Here is a 21,222-nt window from a genome sequence, read left to right on the forward strand (position 1 = left end):
TCGATGGCGTGTCCAGACGAGAAGACGGCAGACAAGACGACGAACTGCGCCCGGTGACCATCACCCGGGGATTCACCTCTCATCCAGCGGGTTCGGTGCTCATCGAGTTCGGCCAAACGCGGGTGATGTGCACCGCCAGTGCCACCGAGGGGGTACCGCGCTGGCGCAAGGGATCTGGACTTGGCTGGCTGACAGCCGAATACGCGATGCTGCCGGCCTCCACGCACACCCGCAGCGACCGAGAATCGGTCAAGGGGCGGGTGGGCGGCCGCACGCAGGAGATCAGCCGTCTGATCGGGCGCTCGCTGCGGGCGTGTATCGACTTGTCGGCTTTGGGCGAGAACACCATTGCCATCGATTGTGATGTGTTGCAGGCCGACGGTGGTACCCGCACCGCCGCCATCACCGGCGCGTACGTGGCGCTCGCGGATGCGGTGACGTATCTGGCGGCACACGGCAAGCTGGCAGATGACGAACCGCTGTCGTGTGCGATCGCCGCCGTGAGTGTCGGCGTGGTGGATGGCCGGGTGCGTGTCGACCTTCCGTACGAAGAGGATTCGCGTGCCGAGGTGGACATGAACGTGGTGGCCACCGATACCGGCACCCTGGTGGAGGTGCAGGGTACCGGCGAGGGCGCCACCTTCCCCCGATCTACCCTGGACAAATTGCTCGACGCCGCGGTAGGCGCCGCCGAGCAGCTGTTCGTGTTACAGAAGGAAGCGCTCGCGTTGCCCTACCCGGGAGTGCTACCCGACGCGCCGCAGAAAAAGGCATTCGGTTCGTAGTAGGCGGGGGTAATGAAAATACTTGTCGCAAGCCGTAATCCGAAGAAGCTTGCGGAGTTGTCGCGAGTGCTTGAGTCATCGGGTATCTCGGGTGTCGAGTTGGTATCGCTGGCCGATGTCCCGGAATACGAAGAAGTTCCCGAAACGGGCGCGAGCTTTGAGGACAACGCGCTGATCAAGGCGCGCGAGGGGGCCAAGCACACCGGATTGGCCTGCGTCGCCGATGATTCCGGGCTGGCGGTGGATGCGCTGAACTGGATGCCCGGAGTGTTGTCGGCCCGCTGGAGTGGGCGGCATGGAGACGACGCAGCCAACACCGCGCTGCTGCTCGCCCAATTGACGGATGTGCCCGACGAGCGTCGTGGCGCGGCCTTCGTGTCCGCGTGTGCGCTGGTGACGCCGGACGGCGAAGAAGTCGTCGTGGAGGGCCGCTGGAAGGGCTCCATCGCGCGGATACCGGCGGGCCAGAACGGCTTTGGCTACGACCCGATCTTCCTGCCGCGCGGCGGTATACGTACCGCGGCGGAGTTGACTGCCGAGGAGAAGGACGCGGTCTCGCATCGCGGACGCGCACTGGCGGCGCTGCTGCCGATGCTGCGCAACCTGGTGAATCTGGGCCGGACCGCGCCCTAGCTCCTCGTCTCCCATTCGCGGGCAGACACAAAAGTCCCGACTACGGCAGCAGGATGATCTTTCCGCGGGCGTGACCGGTCTGGCCGTATTCGTGGGCCTGGCGCGCTTCGGTCAACGGGTAGGTACGGTCGACGGTGACCTCCAGCTCGCCATTTCCTGCCAGACGGATCAATTCGGGGCGGGCGGCGCGCCGGATTTCGGTACCCGGATCGGCGCCGGGGCCGCCACCGAGTGCCTTGAAGCCATCGCTTGCGGCGCGGGCGAATCCGGCAATGGTGGCGATGCGGTCTTTGTCGGCGACGAGGGCCAGCGAGACGTCAGCGGCCTCGTCGGTGCCGACGAGATCGAGCGCGGCGTCCACGGGTCCAATTGCGCTCACCCGTTCCTGTAGACCTGGACCGTATTCCACCGGGATGGCACCGTAGCCGCGCAACTGATCGTGGCGTGCCGCGCTGGCGGTCGCGATCACCGTGGCGCCGCGGGCCTTCGCGAGCTGGGTGGCGAGCAGCCCCACACCCCCGGCCGCGCCGTGGATGAGGACGGTATCGCCCTCGGTGACGTTGGTGGCTTCCAGAAGGTGGACCGCGGTCTGCCCGGTCAGCAAGAACCCGGCGGCCTCGTTGAAGGACAAACTTGCGGGCTTCTTGAAAACGTCGTCTGCGGCGGTGATGACCTGAGTTGCGTACCCGCCGATCGACCCCGCCGCGATGACGTCGTCGCCCGGATTAAGTCCCACGACGCCCGGACCGACCGCCGCGACTGTCCCGGAAATCTCAAGTCCCAGGCGCATGGGAAGTTTGTCAGGGTCGGTACCGAAGGCACCCGAGTACAGCTTCCAATCGATCGGATTGACCCCGGCGGCCTTGACGTCGATGAGGACCTGCCCCTCGGCGGGACTCGGCGTCGTGATGTCCTGCAGCGCGAGCGCGTCCGGACCGCCATATGTTGTCGCTACCACTATGTGCGTCATGTTCATACACGTACGCAATGCTCGTCTTCATGTCAATATTCCTGACATGCCGGATTTTCTTCGCGGGTAGACGGGGCGGCCCTAGATGCCGAACTGCTCCTTGACCTGCTTGGTGCGGTAGTGCTCGACGATGAAGCCGAGCAGCGGGATGGTGCCCGCCAGCAGCGTGCCGATGGTGCGCAGCCAGGGCCACCGGACCTTTACGGCCAGGTCGGTGGTGAAAATCAGATACACGAAGTAGATCCACCCGTGCACGATGCCGATCCAGCTCGGCGGATGCGCAACCTGTTCAACATATTTGAGCCACATCTCCCAGCAGAGTGCGATAAGCCAAACGCCGGTGGTCCACGCCAGAATGCGGTAGCGCCACAGCGCGCCGCGGATCTTCTCTACCGGAGTGGTGACTACCGGAGCGTCGGGCGTGGCTTCGTTCTCGGTCACGGGGCGGGCTTCCTATCTTCTTCGGCCAGGGCGGCAAGGTAAGCGTTGTACTCGGTGAGTGTGCGGTCGGCGGGGTCCGGTTTCGCGGCGGCGGGACGTTCGGGCAGCAGACCCTGGGGGATCTCGGTGACTCGATCGGTAGGCGCCGGGGGCGGGCCCTCGTCCTCGTACTGGACGAAGCGACGGTAGGCCCAGATGACGAACACCGCGAACAGCGGCCACTGCAGGGCATAGCCCAGATTCTGGCCATCACCGGTCACCGACTCGAAGCGCTGGAACTGCCAGTAGGCCAGCCCGAGGAACGCGATCGCACTGACGCCCACCAGCACGATGAGTGCGGGTCTCCGACGCCGTGTAGTGGACATCTTCTGACGGTACCGTGTGACGGCGGTGAATATGCCAACGCCCCTGGTCAGCGCTTTGGTCCGAGGAACTCGTCATGGCGCCTGGCGAGGGGTCCGACACTCACCAGGTAATATCGGAGCCCTGCGGGCGTGGCGAAATTGGTAGGCGCGCGGGGTTTAGGTCCCCGTGTTCGAAAGAACGTGGGGGTTCGAGTCCCTCCGCCCGCACAACGGAGTGTTCATGATGTCTCGCTGACCGGCGTCGGCGCGGCCCGTCGCGACGTACTTTCATCGAAATCGACGTTCTGCCGACAACGTGCGAGTGGGTCGCTGCGAAACGTAGATTTGGAACCGTTGGGTGCCGTGCTGGTGCTCGCGAGCCGCAGATGCGTCGGTTTTTCGTCGAGCAGTACTCTTTCAGTGCGGCCCGACGGACGCTCCGCTGAACCTTCGTTAGGACATGTCCCCACCCGCACGACCGTATTCGTGCTGCCCAGGGGGACTACATTTCGTGACTTTGTTGCGTACTACCGCGAGTCGTCTTACCCGCGTGGCAAACTCTGACTCGCTCGTTGAACAACTCTTAGAGCAGATGCTGTACCGAACCGGCAGGAGAGCGAGTCCGGCGGAGCAGATGTCATGGCGCCGTAGCCTACCCAGATTTGCAGAGGACTTGGTCGACGCTGGTTTGGGGAACGTGGAAGTCCTCGTCGAATATTCGCTCCCGCTGTCGTCGCAACGCGCAGATGTGGTACTTGCGGGTACGAACCCGCTTGATGGTGCGCCTTCGTTTGTGGTGGTCGAACTGAAACAATGGACGGCGGCCTACCGCTTCGAGAGCAATCCCGAGCTTGTCGATGTTCCGGGGATGCCGGGCGGCCCTAAGCAACACCCTGCGCTTCAAGTCAAAGGCTACTGCGACTATCTCGCGAACTTCGCGATTGCTATTCATAACCAGCCTGGGGTGTTAGCCGGGATGGCGTATCTACACAATGCTATGGATCCGACGACGGTTTCAGACCTGCGGCTCGTACCGAGCGATATCAGGTCGCGGCTGTTCACGGGTGCCGACCGCGCAGAGATGTTGGAGTTTCTCAGATCCAGGCTCTCTGATTCCAGTGCAGGTTCCAGCGCTGGTGACACACTTCTCCGATCGAAAGTCGCACCCTCGAAGCAACTGCTTAGGGTGGCTGCCGAAGAAGTTCGTTCTAGGCCAATGTTTCAGCTCATCGGTAACCAGCAGCTTGCAGTGGATCTGGTCCTTCACACAGTTGAGCACTCTCGCTCCGCAGACCACAAACGCGTCGTCATCGTGACGGGCGGGCCCGGCAGCGGGAAGAGTGTGATTGCGCTCTCCCTTGTTGGCGAGCTGTCAAGGCGAGGGCGAACTGTACTGCACGCCACGGGTTCCCGTTCCTTTACGCAGACTCTAAGGCGTGTGACGGGGCAACGCGCCCCTCAGGTGCGGCAGATGTTCAAGTACTTCAACCAGTTCATCGATGCCGAGCGAAACGGGCTGGATGTTTTGATCTTGGATGAAGCACACCGTATCCGCGAAACGTCTGCGAGTAGGTTCACCCGCGCTGAACACAGAACTGGGCGACCCCAGGTCGAAGAGCTGATTGCCGCGGCCCGAGTACCGGTGTTTCTGCTCGACGAGCACCAGGTGGTGCGGCCCGGCGAAATGGGCACCGTCGCCCAGATTGAACACCATGCACGATCGCTCGGGTTGGATACACAGCACATCCATCTCGGAGAACAGTTCAGGTGCGGCGGGAGCGAGGAGTACGTCGGCTGGGTTATGCGGCTATTGGGCCTCTCCGGGGAACCGCCCACCGTATGGCGTGACAACTCTAATTTCGTTGTGCGGATCGCCGAAACCCCCGAAGAGATGGAATTCCTCCTGACGCAGAAACTCAATGACCGGTATTCGGCACGTATGTCAGCCGGATACTGCTGCCGTGGAGCGACCCACGTAAAGACTCAACGCTAGTTCCCGACATCCAAATTGGCGGCTGGTCACGGCCGTGGAACAACAAGAGCGACAGGAGAACAGGGACAGCGCCTCCCTCGATGCTTTGGGCCACAGAGGATGGTGGTTTCGATCAAGTCGGTTGCGTGTACACGGCGCAGGGATTCGAATACGACTGGAGCGGAGTAATCATCGGCCCAGATCTTGTGTGGCGTAATGGTGGTTTTGTGACCAATCGTGCGGCGAATCGCGACCCAGAAATGAAGAGCTCAAAAAAGGTAAGCGATATCAGATTTGATGCATTGGTCCGCAATGTTTACAAGGTGTTGCTGACCAGAGGAATGATCGGCACGGTCATATATGCCACAGATGCGGATACTCGTGCAGCGCTGCGAGCTTTGGTCGCCGCGTAGCCTCTGAGAATCTGCGCGCCCACCGCCGCCGCGCCTAGACTTGAAAATGTGGTTCGCAGTGACGGTTTGCTTGATATCGACGATTGTCTGAATGCCGACGGAAACATCGAGCTGCCGCCCGGCACCACGCTGATATCCCTCATCGAGCGGAACATCAGGAATGTCGGCGACACCGTCGCCTACCGGTACCTGGACTTCACCACCTCAGAAGAGGGCAGCCGCGTCGAGCTCACCTGGTCGCAGCTCGGCATCCGGCTCAAGGCCGTCGCCGCGCAACTGCAACGCCACATCAGGCGCGGCGAGCGGGTGGCCATCCTGGCGCCACAGGGTCTGGACTACATCGTCGGCTTCTTCTCGGCGATCAAGGCCGGTGCCATCGCGGTGCCGCTCTTCGCTCCCGAGCTTCCCGGACACGCCGAACGGTTGGATACCGCGCTGACGGACTGCACACCCACGGTGGTGCTGACCACCGCAGCCGCCCGGGCCACCGTCGAGGATTTTCTCAGCGGTCGGGCGGAGGCGCCGCGCGTGCTGGTTATCGACGAGATTCCCGACGGCGCGGGGGAGACGTTTGAGTACGTTCACCTGGTTGACGACGACGTCTCGCATCTGCAGTACACCTCGGGTGCCACCCGCCCGCCGGTGGGCGTGGAAATCACGCATCGGGCGGTCGGCGTGAATCTGACACAGATGATTCTGTCCATCGATCTGCTGGACCGAAACACACACGGCTGCAGTTGGTTACCGCTGTACCACGACATGGGTCTGTCGATGATCGGCTTCCCGACCGTCTACGGCGGCCACTCCACCCTGATGTCGCCGACGGCTTTCATCCGCCGCCCGCAGCGCTGGATCACGGCGCTTTCCGACGGATGCAAGGAAGGTCGGGTGATCACCGCGGCGCCGAACTTCGCCTACGACTACACCGCACAACGTGGCGTGCCCAAGGACGGTGCCGACATCGACCTGGGCCAGGTGGTGATGATCATCGGGTCCGAACCGGTCAGTATCGACGCTATCCGAAACTTCGAAAAGGCCTTCGCGCCCTTCGGTTTACCGTCGACGGCCTTCAAACCGTCCTACGGCATCGCCGAGGCGACGCTGTTCATCGCGAATATCGCCCCGGACGCCGAACCCTCGGTCGTGTACCTCGATCGTGCTCAGCTCGCCGAAGGCCGGGCGGTGTCAACCACTCCCGATGCGGCCAATGCCAGCATCCACGTTTCCTGTGGTCAGCTGGCCCGCAGTCTGCATGGCGTGATCGTCGACCCCGGCACCGCCGATGAGCTTCCGGACAGTCACGTCGGCGAAATCTGGTTGCAGGGCAACAACGTTGGTCGCGGATACTGGGGGCTCCCGGAGGACACCGAGCGGGTCTTTCATGCCCGGCTCGGCGCGCCACAACCGAACGGCCATGCCGTCAAGGCCGATGGTCAGGGCGATTGGCTGCGCACGGGTGACATGGGCTTCTACCTTGACGGCGAGTTGTATGTCACCGGCCGCCTCGCCGACCACCTCGTGCTCGACGGCAGGAGCCACTACCCGCAGGACATCGAGACCACCGTCGCCGATGCCTCGCCGATCGTCCGGCGCGGATACGTGACGGCGTTCACGGTGCCCAGCGGTCTGGTCGTCGTCGCCGAGCGCGCGTCCCGTACGGCCAAGGCCGACCCCCAAGAGGCCATCGACGCGATTCGTGCCGCGATCGGCTCCGAGTACGGCCTGGAAGCTCGCGACGTGCAGCTCTTGCCCGCGGGCGCCATCCCACGCACCACCAGCGGAAAACTGGCGCGACGGGCCTGTCGCCGCCAGTACCTGGACGGCACGCTGGGCGTCCACTGAGATCTCAGCTAACCCATTTGCCTCATTTGTCCCATGTCAGCGAGCCCATTCGCCACGCCCGCGTCAGACCGGTAGGTTTTCCGGGCCAGTGGCTATGACGGCTGCACGGCCGGGGACAAGCCGCGAGCAATGTGATGGAGGTGTGCGATGAATGATCTGACAGTTGACGAGCTGTTCGCGCACAACGATGACGTGCAGAAATCCCGTGCGGTACGGCTGTTGGCCGCAAAGAATCTGGCGCCGTACATCACGCTTATGGAACGCCATTTGGATCGCAGCGCCAAGGTCTCCGAGCCGCAGCTGGTGGCCAAGCTGGACCGGGATCTGGCCGCGGTCGGCCTGGGGGAGCAGTCGGGATTGGCCCTCATCAAGAGCTGGGCGAGCGACGGATGGCTGCACCGCGCGTCCGACGGCGCCGGCCCCGACGCCGAGAACGTCTGCTCCCTGACCGAGGACGCGCGCAGCGCGCTGGCATTTGTCCGACGCCTGCGCCGCGCCGACACCGTGGCCACTGGCGGGTCGATCGCCGGTATCGCCGCCGGCTTGAAGCGGGTCGCCACGCAGCTCGATGGTGACCCGGCCCGTCTGCGCGCCGATATCGAAGCCCAGATCGCCGAGCTGCAGACCCAGCTGCACGCCATCGACGACGGCTACCGTCCCGAACCGGACATCGTCGACCTGGAGGACGAGACCCGCGCCATCGCCTACCAGATGGAGCAGGTGATCACCGACATCGTGCGTTACGGCAGCATGCAGAACGAGATCACCGCCGGGCTCATCGACGCCGCCGAGGATTCCGATTCCGGTTTCCGCGACCGCGCCCGCCGAATGTTCGCCGACTACGACGCACTCTTCGACTCTCGGGAACGCGCCTCGTATGCGGCATTCACGCGGACCATCCAAGATCCGGATCAGCGAGCTGCGCTACGGGGCGATATCGCTTGTGTCGCAGAGGGGTTGCCCGACCTTGACCCCGGTCTGCGGGAAGTCATGAGGAATTTCTTCAAGCTGGTTTCCCAACAGATCGCGGAGGTCTCTCGCATCGAACAGCGCTGTGCGCAGCGCATTCGGAGGTTCTTCGCCGCCGGCACCACGGAGCAGGCGCGTGGCCGCGCACGCCAGCTCAACGACGCACTCGCGGCAGGTCATGCGCTGCTCAAGGTATCCACGGCGGACTCGCCGATCGGGGCGGAACTGCCGATCGGGCGCTCGGCGGCGGCCGCCATCGGCGCCCTCTCGTTCACCATCAAGGACACCGCGCCACCGGTGCTCGCACAGGACGCGCCGTCGGGGCCGCTCGATCTGAGCGGTTTCTCGGCATTGGCCACCCAGGTGGACATGGCAGCACTGGCCGAGACGGTCAACAGCGCTGTTGCCAGTGGCCCGGTTTCCCTGCCGGACATGATCTCTCATGTCGACGCGCCGTATCTCGGTGATGTGATCGTGTTGTGGTCGCTGGCGCTCAAGCAGGACAACACGGCCGATCGTGAGTCGGTCAATGTGAAGTTCCGGTCCCTCGACGGACAGGACCGGGTGATGGAGGTGCCTCAGTTGATGTTCCGTGAACCGGTGCTGGCCACCCTTGACGAGGAGGGGGCGACGCTGTGACGACAACGCCGTTGGGGAATATCAACTTTGACGACCTGCCGGGTGTCGAACCCGACGCCTCCGCGCCGAGAACGGCCAAGGGGCCGCGGTTCGACGGCGACACCAGCGAGCTGCCCGACAAGGCGTGCTGGGCACTGCAGAACTTGGTGGCCCGGCGCTATCTCAGCAAGGACGGCCAGCCTGAACTGTGGGCCTCGATGATCGAGCACCGCAAGGTGCTGGCCTCGCGCCTTTCGGAATTGGATCTGCGGCTGCGGGTGTTCGACGATCTTGAGGTCGCCTACGCCGAACCGGCACCGCTGGAGAACCCCAGCGCCTACGGCGCCCGGGTGTTGCGACGGGAACCCCTGGGCACCTACGCATCGATCGTGGCGCTGCACTTGGCCAAGATCGCCCGAACCGCGCACGACGAACACGTGCTGGTGAGCCGGGACGATATTCACGAGCTTTTCGCCAACGTCACCCACGATGTCGACCGCGACGAGGCCATGCTGCGTGACCGTGTCGACGAGGCGATCAAGAGGCTGTCCAAAGCGGAGATTCTGCAACGTACCCGCGATGACGAGCACAGCTACACCATCAGTCCGGTCATCAACGCCCTGATGTCCGCGCAGATGATCGAGGCGCTGCAGCGTCAATACGAGCAGTTGCAGCGGGGCGGCGGCGCCCCCGAAGACGGCACCGACGCCGCAGACTCCACCGACGAAGAAGATGGCGAGACCGATGACGATGAGTGACGCAGCGACCCAGCAGTTCTGGCTGTCCCGTCTGCAGGTCATCAACTGGGGTGTGTTCGACGGCTACCACAGCATTGAGTTCAGCCGCCGCGGCACCCTGATCACCGGCTCTTCCGGTAGCGGTAAATCATCTCTGCTGGATGCGATTTCGCTGGCATTCCTGTCGTCGAACCGCCGTAACTTCAACGCCTCCAGCGACACCACCGCGGCCGGTTCCAGCATGGGCAAGCGCACTGTCGACAAGTATGTGCGCGGCCTGTGGGGCGAACTGAAGAATCCGGGGGAGCGCCCCAAGCAGATGTTCTTGCGCGGCAAGGGCGGGGCGTGGTCGGCGATCGCCGTCACCTATTCGGGCACTGACGGGCGTGTGATCACCGGCCTGGTACTCAAATGGCTTGCCCCGGGCTCGGATTCGGACTCGTCGAGCCGGTACTACCTGATCGACGCCGATGCCGATATCCGTGATCTGTGCAATGCGTGGGCCAGCAAGGGATATGCCGGCTCGGTGTTCGAGGGTGCCGGCTGGCGTGGTCACAAGAGTGAGCGCTGGTACCTGGAACAGCTGTATGCCGCCGTCGGTATTCAGGGTTCCTCGGCCGCTCAGCAGCTGCTGGGCAAGGCCAAGTCGCTCAAGAGCGTTGGTGGTCTGGAACAGTTCGTACGCGAGTACATGCTCGACGAGCCCGAGTCGATGGCAGCCATCTCCGAAGCGCTGGGCCAGATCACGCCGCTGGTCGACGCGCGCGCCGCGCTCGCGGTTGCGCAGCGCCAGCGCCAGACCCTCGGCGACATCGAACAGATCCAGCAGACCTACGCCAGCGATGCGGCGCAGTTGGCCACCGTGGACGTCGTCGATCATCACACTGTTCGCGACTACGTCGATCAGCAGCGGCTGGCCCTGGCGGGCCCCGAGATCGATCTGCTGGACACCGAGATCACCCGCCTCGGTGGTGAATGCGATGAAATCCAGTCGCGTCAAGACATTCTCACCGGTGAGCGGGACAAGCTGCTCGGCCGGATCGCCGCCGCGGACAGCAATCTGGCTCCGCTCAAGAGCGAGCTGGCTCATGCCCGCGCCCGCGCCGAGGAGGTGTCGCGCCGTCGTACCGCCTACGACAGCGCGCTATGGGATCTGGGCCATGACGAGGACATCGAATCCGCCGAGGAATTCGAAGCCATGCGGGTGGAGAGCCTGCGTGCGGTCACCCGGATCAACGCCGAACTCGAAGCCGGGCATGACGCCTATGTCATGGCCGCCGGTGCGCTGTCGACGGCACGCGATCAACTGCGGGCCGCCTCCACCGAATTCAAGCGGGTCGAGCATCTGGGAACCCCGGTGCCGCCCGACGAGGACCGCATGCGTGGGGAGATCGCCGCGGCACTCGGTCTGACCGCCAAGGACCTGCCCTACGTCTGCGAGCTGATGGATCTGCGGCCCGGACAGGAACGGTGGCGCAAGTCGGTCGAGAAGGTACTGCGATCTACCGGGCTCTGCCTGTTGGTGCCCGATCAGCATCACCGGCAGGTGCTGCGCTACGTCAACGAGAATCCGATGCGCGGTTACCTGCAGATGGAACGGGTGATCCCGTCCGGTGCGCCCCGCCGCGCGGAGCCGGGCACGCTTGCCGACTGCCTGCGCGTGACCAACCCGAACCACGAATGTGCCGGCGCCGCCATGAATTTGGTGGCAGGTGTGGGCGACTACGTGTTGGTCGACAGCCCCGATGAATTCAGTAAACACCGCCGGGCGGTCACCGATCAGGGGCTGCGCAAGGACGGCGACCGGCGCGCGGTCAAGGACGACCGGCGGGAACTGCGTGCATCCCAATACATCTACCAGGGCAATGCCGGCGACAAGCGGGCCGCGCTGTCCGATGATGTGGTTGAGGCGCAGCAGGCGGTCAGCGATGCCGAGAAGTTCATCGGCGAAATGGACACCAAGCGCGAGGAGCTGCGCTCGGAGGTGGTGCGGTGGTCCAAACTCCATAGCCAGTACGAGTATTGGAGCCAGATCGACACCGATTCGGCCGAGGCGGCCGTGGGGCGGCTACAGGATCAGTACGACGCGATGCTGGACGCCAACCCCGACCTCACCGGCCTGCAGCAGCAGGCGGATTCTTATCTCGACGAGATCAAGAAGCTTTCCGAACGCATCGGAGCGTTGAGAAAGCAGGAATCCGAACATGACTCGCGGCGTACCCGGCTGCTGGACCTGATGGATAATCTGAGCCCGCGTGAGGTGGGTGGGCACACTCGATCGGGTATCGAAGCCTATGTACCGCAACTTTCGTCCAGCCTGGACGTGCTGGAGCCGGACGCCTATCGGGTGGAGTTGTGGCGCCAGATCGAGAAGGATCAGTCGGTGCTGCGCGAGAGTGTCACTCGCTCACGCAACGAGCTGAACCGAATTCTCAACGCCTACGACCGGGACTTCCCTGACTCGATTCCCAACGACAGCGAGAACTTCGACGAGAAGATCCACGACTATGTCGCGTTGTGCCGCCGGATCGATGAACGTGACCTGCCGGCCGCCTATGAGCGCATGCTGCGGCTCATCACCGAGCAGGCGCCCACCGCCGTGCTGCGGCTGCACCAGCTCGCCGAGGAGGAAGCCCATCGCATCACCGATCAGATCGACCGTGTCAACAGCGGTTTGGGATCGGTGGAGTTCAACCGGGGTACGCGGCTGACTCTGCGCGCCGAGCCGAAGGCGCTTGAGGCGGTCGGCGAGCTCAACGAGCGTGCCCGGCGGATATCGGGGCGTGCCGTCGCCGTTTCGATGGGGGACGAGAAGGCCATCCATGACCAGTACCAGGACATCCTGCAACTGCGGAATCTGTTGGCTGCCGAGACGCCTGAAGCACGACAGTGGACACGTGATGCCCTGGATGTGCGTAACCGCTTCGTGCTGTACTGCGAGGAGCGCGATGCCACCACCGGTGAGCCGATCCGTACCTACAGCAATGCGGGCGCGAACTCCGGTGGAGAGCAAGAGAAGTTGATGGCGTTCTGCCTTGCCGGTGCGCTGAGCTTCAACCTGGCCAACCCGGAGACGGGCGACAACCGGCCGGTCTTCGCCCAGCTGATGCTGGATGAGGCGTTCTCGAAATCGGACCCGCAATTCGCGCAGCAGGCGCTGTCGGCGTTCCGCAAGTTCGGGTTCCAGCTGGTGATCGTGGCCACCGTGCAGAACACCACCACCATCCAGCCCTACATCGACAGCGTCGTCATGGTGTCCAAGCCGGATGGCCCTGGGGTACGGCCCGTTGCCTCGACGCGCACGGTGCCGATCGGCGAACTCGGCGATGTACGCAAGGCCGTGAACGCTCGCTAGCGACCCGCCCTACCTACCCAGGAATTCGGCGGTAGTGCGGGAAAGGAATGCCTGTACACCCAGCGCGGCGTCCTCGGTGGTGAACAGCTCCCGCACGGTGGGAACCAGCTGCTCCTCGGCGGCAGCGTCGCCCTGGCGCACGGCCAGTCTGGCATTGCGCAGGGTGGCCTGCACACCCAATGGCGCCTGGCGGGCGATCGTTTGGGCAAGGGCTATCGCCCTGTCGACATGCTCACCGGCCGGCACGATCTCCTGCACGATCCCGATGCGGTGGGCCTCGGTGGCGTCGAAGGTATCGGCCGTCAGCATCCACCGCATCGCATTGCCCCAACCGGCGGTACGTGGGAAACGAATGGTGGCTCCGCCGAACGGGTATATGCCACGGTTGATTTCGAGCTGAGCGAAGGTGGCGGTCTCGTCGGCGATGACGATGTCCGCGGCGAGCGCCAGTTCGATGCCGAGCGTCAGCACCTTGCCGTGCACGGCGGCGAGCAGCGGCTTGGAGAGCTGTCGTCCGTCGACCTGCCACGGATTGATTCCGCCCTCGGGAGTCAGTGACGCGCCACCCTGAATCTCCGCGGCCACGCTGGCCAGGTCAAGGCCGGCGGTGAACATGGTGCCCTCGCCGTACAGCACGGCGGCCCGCAGCTCGGCGTCGGCCTCGTATTCACCAAGCGCCAACGCGAGCTCCTGGAGCATCGTCTTGTCGAACGCGTTGCGCTTGGCGGGCCGATTCAGGCCGATAACCAGGACATATCCGTCGCGGCGAATGTTCAGGGTTTCGTAGTCAGACATTGACTTCTCCGGGTCGGTAGCGGATTATGTAGAGCATCATACATAGGCTCCAATCCCTCGGGAAGGACGACGATTGAGCACCCCGCGTGAACGAATGGTGGCTTCGGCGGCCCTGCTGATCCGCGAGCGAGGTGCCCACGCCACGGCGATTTCCGATGTCCTCGAGCACAGTGGCGCACCTCGAGGTTCGGCGTACCACTACTTTCCGGGCGGGCGTACCCAATTGCTGGGCGAGGCGGTGGATCTGGCCGGGGACTACATCGCGGGCATGATCGACGCCCAGCCCGCCGCGGTGGAGGCTCTCGATACCCTGGTCCTGTCTTATCGGAAACAATTGATGCGGAGCGACTTCCGGGCAGGATGCCCGGTGGTGGCGGTCGCCGTCGAGGCCGGCGACCCGGAGAGCCCGGCCAGTAACCAGAAGCTGATCGAACGCTCGGCGGCCGTGTTCCGGCGCTGGATCGACCTCATCGCCGACAAGTTGGTGGCTGCCGGGGTGGCTCGTGCGCGCGCCGACGAGCTGGCGATGTTGATGACAACTTCCCTGGAGGGGGCCATCATCATCGCGCGATCGACCCGGGACATCACACCAATCGATGTGGTGCATAAGCAGTTACGCATTTTGATCGAGGAGGCCGGATCATGACCACGGAATGGTTGCCCACCGCCTGCATCCTGTGTGAATGCAACTGCGGCATCGTGGTGCAGACGCAGGGCCGCACCCTCGCGAAGATCCGCGGAGACAAGGATCACCCGGGCTCCAAGGGGTACACGTGCAATAAGGCATTGCGTCTGGATCACTACCAGAACAATGCGAACCGGCTGACCTCGCCGATGCGGCGCCGTCCCGACGGCTCCTATGAGGAAATCGATTGGGACACCGCGATCGTGGAGATCGCCGAGGGGTTCAAGCACATCCGGGACAGCTATGGCGGAGACAAGATCTTCTACTACGGCGGGGGTGGTCAGGGTAATCACCTCGGTGGGGCCTACAGCGGCGCTTTCCTGAAAGCCATCGGGTCCAAGTACCGTTCCAATGCGCTCGCTCAGGAGAAAACGGGGGAGGCCTGGATCGACAAGAACCTGTACGGCGGGCATACCCGCGGCGAGTTCGAGTACGCCGAGGTGTCGGTGTTCGTCGGGAAGAACCCGTGGATGTCACAGAGCTTTCCGCGTGCTCGCGTCGTGCTCAACGAGATCGCCAAGGATCCGCAGCGCTCGATGATCGTCATCGACCCGGTGATCACCGACACCGCCAAGATGGCGGACTTTCACCTGCGCGTGCGCCCTGGTGCCGATGCCTGGTGCCTTGCGGCACTGGCGGCGGTGCTGGTGCAGGAAAATCTCTGTGATGAAGCATTTCTCGCCGACCATGTCACCGGCACCGAGGAGGTTCGGGAGGTGCTGCGCACGGTCCCGATCGGGGACTACGCGCAACGCTGCGGTGTCGAGGAAGAGCTCATCCGGCGAGCCGCCCGTAGGATCGCCGCGGCGGAGAGCGTAGCGGTCTTCGAGGATCTCGGGATTCAACAGGCGCCGAACAGCACATTGAGCTCGTACCTGAACAAGATGCTGTGGATTCTCACCGGGAACTTCGCCAAACGGGGCGGGCAGCATCTGCATTCGTGGATGGCCCCACTCATGGGTGGGTTCTTCGGCACCACCCCGGTGACCGGATCCCGCATCATCGGCGGCTTGGTGCCCTCCAACGTCATCCCGGACGAGATTCTCACCGATCACCCGGAACGCTTCCGCGCGATGATCGTCGAGAGCAGCAATCCCGCGCATTCCCTGGCTGATTCGGCGCGATGCAAGGAGGCGTTCGGAGCCCTGGAGCTGCTTGTGGTCGTCGACGTGGCGATGACGGAGACCGCGCGGCTTGCGCACTATGTGCTGCCTGCCGCTACCCAGTTCGAGAAGGTGGAGGCCACCTTCTTCAATCTTGAATTCCCGCACAACACCTTTCAGCTGCGTCACCCGCTGTTCGAACCCGAGCCGGGAACCCTGCCCGAACCCGAGATCTGGGCGCGATTGGTCAGGGCACTGGGAGTGGTCGACGATAAGGATCTGCAGCCGCTGCGCGAAGCCGCCGCGCAGGGGCGGGATGCCTACCTACAGGCATTCTTCGCAGTGCTTGCCAATCCGGTACTCGGCGCCCTGGCTCCCTACGTCCTCTACGAGACCCTCGGCCCGACGCTTCCCCAGGGGTTGGAGGGCGCCGCCGCGCTGTGGGGTTTGGCGCAGAAGGCGATGATGACCTACCCGCAGGCGGTGGCTCGGGCGGGACATCCCGACGGCAACGCGCTGTTCGACGCCATCCTGAACAGCCCATCCGGCGTGACCTTCACCGTCCACGACTACGAGGACGACTTCGCCTTGATCACGCATGCGGACCGCAAGATCGCACTCGCGATTCCCGAAATGCTGGACGAGATAAGGGGACTGGTGTCGCGCCCGGCGCAGCTGACGACTCCGGAGTTTCCGATCGTGCTGTCCGCGGGAGAACGGCGGGCGTACACCGCCAACGACATTCTGCGTGACCCGTCCTGGCGTAAGCGTGATCAGCAGGGGGCGCTGCGAATCAGCCCGGAGGATGCTCAGCGTCTTGGTATCGCCGATGGTGACCGGGTCCGCATTGCTACAGCAGCCGGCGCCGCCGAGGCCACGGTGGAGATCAGCGACATGATGCAGCCCGGCCACGCCTCACTGCCCAACGGGTTCGGCCTCGACTACACCGACGAGTCCGGGGAAACGCACACGCCCGGCGTGGCACCGAATGCCCTCACCTCCACCGCCTGGCGTGACGAATACGCCGGAACCCCTTGGCATAAGCACGTCCCCGCTCGGCTGGAAGCACTGACCGCGGCCATCTAACGCACCCGGGTGAGATACTCACGCACCGTGCGTTCGGACTCGGTGATGACACCGATGTACCCGTCCGGGCGCACCAGCGCCAGTGTCGATTCAGCGACGTCGTAGTCGGGTGATGGTGCCAGCTGCTGGACGCGTACACCGGCGATGTCGGGCGTCCTGTCGCCGAATGTCAACAGGGTGAAATGTGTGCCCCGCAAGACGTCAAACAGGCGCGCCCCTGCGTGCAGTGCGGCGTCGGGCGCCCGGTCACCGGCCTGGAGTCCTCCGGGCGAGGAGCGATCGTCGATGGACAATGAGCTCTCGCGATAGCTGATGTCCAGCTGATGCAGTTGTGGTGCAGGGCCATTCGAGGGTGCGAAGTTCCGGTGATGCAGCTCGGTGCTCATTCCGAGCACCGCTGCCGCCACGGGCATCCGTTCCTCTTCGTAGCTGTTCAACAGCTCGTCGGGGGCGCCCGAGATGACGGCCGCCAGCTTCCACCCCAAGTTGTAGGCATCTTGGACGCTGGTATTCAGACCCTGTCCGCCCGCCGAGGAATGCACGTGCGCTGCGTCGCCGGCCAGGATCACGCGGCCCACCCGAAATCTGTCCACCATCCGTACGTTGACGCGATACAGAGATATCCACCGTAGATCCCGCAGCAGAATGTCTTCGCGACCGGAGCGATCGACGAGCAGCTTCTGCACCGCTTCCAGGGTCAGCGCAGGTACGTCCTCGCGGTCCATGTTCGCGACGAATTGATAATGGTCGCTGCCCGGAAGATTCCATAGCGAAAAGCGTTCCGACACCTGGCCGCCGCGCGTCAGAACGTGACAGCATGTGCCTGCCAGGCCGTCAGCCCGAACGTCGCCGATCAACGTTCGTTCACTCTCGAAGGTGTCCCCGGCGAAACCGACGCCAAGAACCTTGCGGATCGTGCTGCGGCCGCCGTCCGTGCCGACCAGGTAGGCGGCCCGGATCTTTTCGGCGTGCCCGGCGCGTGACACCGAGACGGTCACTCCGCCCGTATCTTGGGAGAAGTCGACTACTTCACAGCCGAATTCCACCTCACCGCCCAGCTGACGCAATCTGCTCGACAGGATCTCATCGGTACGCCATTGCGGCACCAACCAAAATCCCGGGTACGGGATGCCCGGGCCCGACGGGATTTCGGTGCCCAGCATCTCCAAAAGAGTTCGCTCGGACACTATTTCGTGGCCCGCGTAGATACGGAAGGGCGGCATCGGCATGCCTCCGCTCCTGATCGCCGCGGCGACGCCGAGATCGTCGAATATCTCCTGGGTGCGTGGGGACAGCCCCTTGCCACGCGAGCCGGGAAATAATCCGGGCGCCTTGTCCAGTACCCGGCACGGTATGCCGCGCCGCGCCAATTCGCAGGCCAGTGTCAAACCAGTGGGGCCTGCCCCGGCGATCACGACGGTCATCGAGTCTCACTCCGGATGAGGACGAGCAGGACGTCGTCGACCAGTCGGGTGACAAACGCATCATCAACGGGCTCGCCCAGGGTGAGCCGATGGGTGAGCATTGCCTCGGCGACATCGTGAATGAGCTCGCGGTCGACATTGGCAGACACCTCGCCCCGGGAGATGGCCAGCGACAGCGGAACATCGAACGGGGACAGGCTTGTATCGGTGAGATGGCGACGGATCGCCTCGGTCAGGGCGGCGTCGTGCTCCATCGCGCGGAGCAGATCCGAGTAGAGGGTTGGCGGGACCGCCTCTGCCTTGCGGCGCAGCGTGCTCAATGTCGCGATGAGGTCTGTGCGCAGTGTTCCGGTATCAGGGATGTCGTCGTTGAAGCTCGCGTCATGGGCATCCAAGGTCGCCTTGATCAATTCGGCCTTGTTGCCCCACCGGCGATAGATCGTGGTCTTGCTTGCGTGTGCTTGTGCTGCAACGGAATCCATGGAGAATCGGTCATACCCGTCCCGTATCAGCACCTGTAGTGCGGCGTCGAGTATTGCGGCGCTGCGTGCCGCCCCTCGGGGAATCATGATATTAAGTGTACGCAAAACGTACACTTAATATCACTCCTTTAATACGGCTTCGAAGGCCACTCGATCCCCGCGATACAGGGAGCGCACACGCTCGATCGGGCGACCGTCGGTGTCGAGCGTGCGCCGGTGCAGTAGCAGCATCGGCATGGCGGTCGAGGTGTCCAACAGTGATGCTTCGCGCGGTGAGGCCAGCACCGTTTCGATGCGCTCGACGGCGCTGCCGAACTCAACGCCCAGTGCGCGTATCGCCGCGTACAGCGAGGTGCCGGGATCGAAGGTGTTGCGCAACGGGCCAAACCGGGATTTGGCCAGGTAGGTGCTCTCCAGTCCGAGCTTGGCGCCGTCGGCTAGCAGGACACGTTCCAGGTGGATCACCGTCGATGCGGTCCGAATGCCCAGGTCGCGGCATAGGTCGGCGTCTCCGGTGACTTCTTCCCAGGTGACCAGCAGCCGCCCGGGGATTCGGCCCTGGCTTTGCGCGCCCTCGGTGTATGAGCGCAATGACAACGGCTGCACCAGTTTTGGTGAAGACACCACCGTCCCGCGCCCGCGCCGCTCGATACGGCCCTCTACCAGCAGCTCGTGCAGTGCCTGGCGGACGGTTTCTCGCGATACCCCAAAACGTTCGGCAAGGTCACGCTCGGGTGGAACCGGGTCGCCCTGGTGCAGCGTGGAGAGGATGCGGTCGAGCTCGGTACGGACCCGGTAGTGCTTGGGTAGTCGCACGTCAGTGGTCATCTCGCGCCACCATCTTTCTGGCCAGTGTGAGGACATCTGAAATCGAAAGTGTTTTGGCTCCAGGAACTTTCGCCCCATCATCGAATCGTCGTAGCCGCAGCGCGTCGGGCCACCACGCGTGGCCGTGCCATCGGCCGTCGACGCCTGCTCCGCCCTGGTGGGCGAGTGAATCAAGGGATGTGGCGGACAGATGGGCGGCGTAGTCGGAATCGGTCAGCGCCAGGTATCGCTTGGCTGCGACGTGCGAGCCGGCCAGCCAGCCGACGCGCTCCCCGAAGCGGGGTGTGAGCCATTGGCGTGCCACGGCATCGTGCCGGTGCTCGTCGGCGGGGCCCAGCAGTGGACTGTGTCCGATATCGTGCACGGCGCACGCGAGGATGAGTGCATCGTCTGCGTGATCGGCGCGGGCAAGGTATCCGGCCTGTAGTGCGTGGTCGAGTTCATCGACAGCTTCTTCGTCCCATATCCCGCGCAACGAGAGCAATACCGCTTCGAGTTCGTCGACGGCTGTCATGAAAAGAGCGTACGCCAAATTGGTCTATACCAATTGTTCATACGCTGTTTGTATCCGCGTTATTGATTGGTCTAGACCAATGCGCGACGCTGGTGACATGCGAGTGATTGTGGTTGGCGGCGGCATTCTGGGGACGGCACACGCGTGGGCCGCTATCGAGCGCGGGCACGACGTGGTTCAGCTGGAACGTGAAGCGGAAGCACGCGGTGCGACTGTGCGGAACTTCGGGTTGGTGTGGGTATCGGGGAGATCGGCCGCAGAGCTCGCGACAGCCCAACGCTCCCGGGATCTATGGCAAGGGATTGCGAAATCGGTGCCGGGCATCGGTTTTAGGGCATCAGGCTCACACACCTTGTTGCGAACCCATGAGGAGGTGGCGGTAGCGGAGGAGATGATGGCGCGTCCGGACGCCGGTGAGCGCGGATTCGCGTTGCTCGAACCCGACGCCGTCGCGCGGCATAATCCCGCGCTGCGCGGCAAGTTCCTTGCCGGGCTGCACTGTACGCGCGATGCCGCGGTCGAGTCGCGTTTGGCGCTGCCCGCCCTGCGGCTGCATATGAAGACGACAGGCCGCTATGTGTTCATGTCCGGGCGGGAAGCTCGTGCCATCGAGTCCACCTCCGCGGGAGTGTCCGTCCGGGCCGACGACGGTGAGACCTATCGAGGGGACGCGGTGGTGCTGTGCGCTGGGGCTTCGCACGGAGGATTGACGCGAGAGCTTTTGGGAGACATTCCGGTTCGGCGGGTGCGGCTGCAGATGATGCAGACTGCGCCGCTAGGCGAGGAGCTGACCACCGCGATTGCCGACGGCGACAGTCTGCGCTACTACCCCGCATTCGCCGGCCCGGCGCTCGACGCGCTCAATGCCGCGCAACTGCAAGAACCCACGGCGGCTGAGCACAAGATGCAGCTGCTGTGCGTGCAACGACTGCACGGCGGACTCACGATCGGCGACACGCACGAGTACACCGAGCCATTCGCGTTCGACGTCCAGGAGGCGCCATACCGGCATCTGATCAACACCTCCGAGGAGCTGTTGGGCCGAAGACTTCCGCCGGTCGTGCGGCGCTGGGCGGGCGTCTACTCCCAGTGCCTCGATCCCAACCAGATCGTCTTCCGGCGCCAAGCCGTCCCGGGAGTCTGGGTGGTGACGGGACCCGGTGGGCGCGGCATGACCCTCGGGCCCGCTGTCGGTGCGGATACCGCCGACCTGATGAACCTCTAGC

At 64.0% G+C, this 21,222-nt stretch carries 17 protein-coding genes, 1 tRNA gene and 1 pseudogene; 11 read left to right on the forward strand and 8 right to left on the reverse strand.

What is annotated here, in order from left to right:
* The first annotated feature begins 8 nt into the window (after positions 1-8).
* Positions 9-785 carry a ribonuclease PH gene (rph, locus tag ABG82_RS07990; RefSeq protein ID WP_043076058.1) on the forward strand — a complete coding sequence of 259 codons (777 nt, stop codon included), beginning with the start codon at positions 9-11 and terminating at the stop codon, positions 783-785.
* 12 nt (positions 786-797) lie between these two features.
* Positions 798-1,418 (forward strand): RdgB/HAM1 family non-canonical purine NTP pyrophosphatase, encoded by a 621-nt coding sequence (gene rdgB / locus ABG82_RS07995; protein WP_043076057.1) that lies wholly within the window; start codon positions 798-800, stop codon positions 1,416-1,418.
* Positions 1,419-1,458: 40 nt separating this feature from the next.
* Here the strand turns inward: rdgB and ABG82_RS08000 are convergent, their stop codons facing one another.
* From ABG82_RS08000 to ABG82_RS08010, 3 genes are all read right to left on the reverse strand, one after another.
* Positions 1,459-2,394: an NADP-dependent oxidoreductase gene (locus ABG82_RS08000; protein ID WP_043076056.1), complete on the reverse strand. Its 936-nt coding sequence runs from the start codon at positions 2,392-2,394 to the stop codon at positions 1,459-1,461.
* 75 nt (positions 2,395-2,469) lie between these two features.
* A complete protein-coding gene (locus ABG82_RS08005; RefSeq protein WP_043076055.1) occupies positions 2,470-2,829 on the reverse strand; it encodes a DUF3817 domain-containing protein in 360 nt (119 codons plus the stop codon).
* Positions 2,826-3,194: a hypothetical protein gene (locus tag ABG82_RS08010; protein WP_043076054.1), complete on the reverse strand. Its 369-nt coding sequence runs from the start codon at positions 3,192-3,194 to the stop codon at positions 2,826-2,828. The genes ABG82_RS08005 and ABG82_RS08010 overlap by 4 nt, the downstream gene beginning before the upstream one ends.
* Positions 3,195-3,317: 123 nt before the next feature.
* On the opposite strand from ABG82_RS08010, the gene ABG82_RS08015 reads away from it, so the two are divergent.
* From ABG82_RS08015 to ABG82_RS08040, 6 genes and pseudogenes are all read left to right on the forward strand, one after another.
* Positions 3,318-3,401: transfer RNA gene (locus ABG82_RS08015), tRNA-Leu, on the forward strand.
* A gap of 988 nt (positions 3,402-4,389) precedes the next feature.
* A pseudogene (locus ABG82_RS29310) lies at positions 4,390-5,558 on the forward strand (DUF2075 domain-containing protein).
* Between the two features lie 48 nt (positions 5,559-5,606).
* Positions 5,607-7,400 carry a fatty acyl-AMP ligase gene (locus ABG82_RS08025; RefSeq protein WP_043076053.1) on the forward strand — a complete coding sequence of 598 codons (1,794 nt, stop codon included), beginning with the start codon at positions 5,607-5,609 and terminating at the stop codon, positions 7,398-7,400.
* A 147-nt stretch (positions 7,401-7,547) separates the two neighbouring features.
* Positions 7,548-9,008, forward strand: coding sequence for a DUF3375 domain-containing protein (locus ABG82_RS08030; RefSeq protein WP_043076052.1), 1,461 nt, complete (start codon positions 7,548-7,550; stop codon positions 9,006-9,008).
* Positions 9,005-9,745 carry a DUF4194 domain-containing protein gene (locus ABG82_RS08035; protein ID WP_043076051.1) on the forward strand — a complete coding sequence of 247 codons (741 nt, stop codon included), beginning with the start codon at positions 9,005-9,007 and terminating at the stop codon, positions 9,743-9,745. The genes ABG82_RS08030 and ABG82_RS08035 overlap by 4 nt, the downstream gene beginning before the upstream one ends.
* Positions 9,732-13,079 carry an ATP-binding protein gene (locus ABG82_RS08040; RefSeq protein ID WP_043076050.1) on the forward strand — a complete coding sequence of 1,116 codons (3,348 nt, stop codon included), beginning with the start codon at positions 9,732-9,734 and terminating at the stop codon, positions 13,077-13,079. Before ABG82_RS08035 ends, ABG82_RS08040 begins: the two co-directional genes overlap by 14 nt.
* Positions 13,080-13,088: 9 nt before the next feature.
* On the opposite strand, the gene ABG82_RS08045 is transcribed toward ABG82_RS08040, so the two are convergent.
* Positions 13,089-13,874 carry a crotonase/enoyl-CoA hydratase family protein gene (locus ABG82_RS08045; RefSeq protein ID WP_043076049.1) on the reverse strand — a complete coding sequence of 262 codons (786 nt, stop codon included), beginning with the start codon at positions 13,872-13,874 and terminating at the stop codon, positions 13,089-13,091.
* Positions 13,875-13,947: 73 nt separating this feature from the next.
* Between ABG82_RS08045 and ABG82_RS08050 the strand changes: the two genes are divergently transcribed.
* Together ABG82_RS08050 and ABG82_RS08055 are read left to right on the forward strand one after the other, a co-directional pair.
* Positions 13,948-14,520 carry a TetR/AcrR family transcriptional regulator gene (locus tag ABG82_RS08050; protein ID WP_043076048.1) on the forward strand — a complete coding sequence of 191 codons (573 nt, stop codon included), beginning with the start codon at positions 13,948-13,950 and terminating at the stop codon, positions 14,518-14,520.
* Positions 14,517-16,748, forward strand: a complete 2,232-nt coding sequence (locus ABG82_RS08055) for a molybdopterin-dependent oxidoreductase (protein WP_043076047.1) — start codon at positions 14,517-14,519, stop codon at positions 16,746-16,748. Before ABG82_RS08050 ends, ABG82_RS08055 begins: the two co-directional genes overlap by 4 nt.
* Here ABG82_RS08055 and ABG82_RS08060 read toward each other — a convergent pair.
* The 4 genes from ABG82_RS08060 to ABG82_RS08075 are packed head-to-tail and all read right to left on the reverse strand — an operon-like array spanning position 16,745 to position 19,996.
* Complete coding sequence (locus tag ABG82_RS08060; RefSeq protein WP_043076046.1) at positions 16,745-18,172, reverse strand: FAD-dependent monooxygenase; 1,428 nt, start codon at positions 18,170-18,172, stop codon at positions 16,745-16,747. The two genes, ABG82_RS08055 and ABG82_RS08060, sit on opposite strands and share 4 nt — an antisense overlap.
* Positions 18,169-18,741 (reverse strand): TetR/AcrR family transcriptional regulator, encoded by a 573-nt coding sequence (locus tag ABG82_RS08065; protein WP_043076045.1) that lies wholly within the window; start codon positions 18,739-18,741, stop codon positions 18,169-18,171. Before ABG82_RS08065 ends, ABG82_RS08060 begins: the two co-directional genes overlap by 4 nt.
* 33 nt (positions 18,742-18,774) lie before the next feature.
* Positions 18,775-19,482: a GntR family transcriptional regulator gene (locus ABG82_RS08070; RefSeq protein ID WP_043076044.1), complete on the reverse strand. Its 708-nt coding sequence runs from the start codon at positions 19,480-19,482 to the stop codon at positions 18,775-18,777.
* Entirely contained in the window at positions 19,472-19,996 is a 525-nt protein-coding gene (locus tag ABG82_RS08075; RefSeq protein ID WP_043076043.1) for an HD domain-containing protein, read from the reverse strand. Before ABG82_RS08075 ends, ABG82_RS08070 begins: the two co-directional genes overlap by 11 nt.
* A gap of 97 nt (positions 19,997-20,093) precedes the next feature.
* Between ABG82_RS08075 and ABG82_RS08080 the strand changes: the two genes are divergently transcribed.
* On the forward strand, positions 20,094-21,221 hold the full coding sequence (locus ABG82_RS08080) for a TIGR03364 family FAD-dependent oxidoreductase (RefSeq protein WP_043076130.1): 1,128 nt from the start codon (positions 20,094-20,096) through the stop codon (positions 21,219-21,221).
* Position 21,222: the final 1 nt, after the last annotated feature.

It is taken from the genome of Mycobacteroides immunogenum, assembly GCF_001605725.1.
Lineage (GTDB): Bacteria > Actinomycetota > Actinomycetes > Mycobacteriales > Mycobacteriaceae > Mycobacterium > Mycobacterium immunogenum.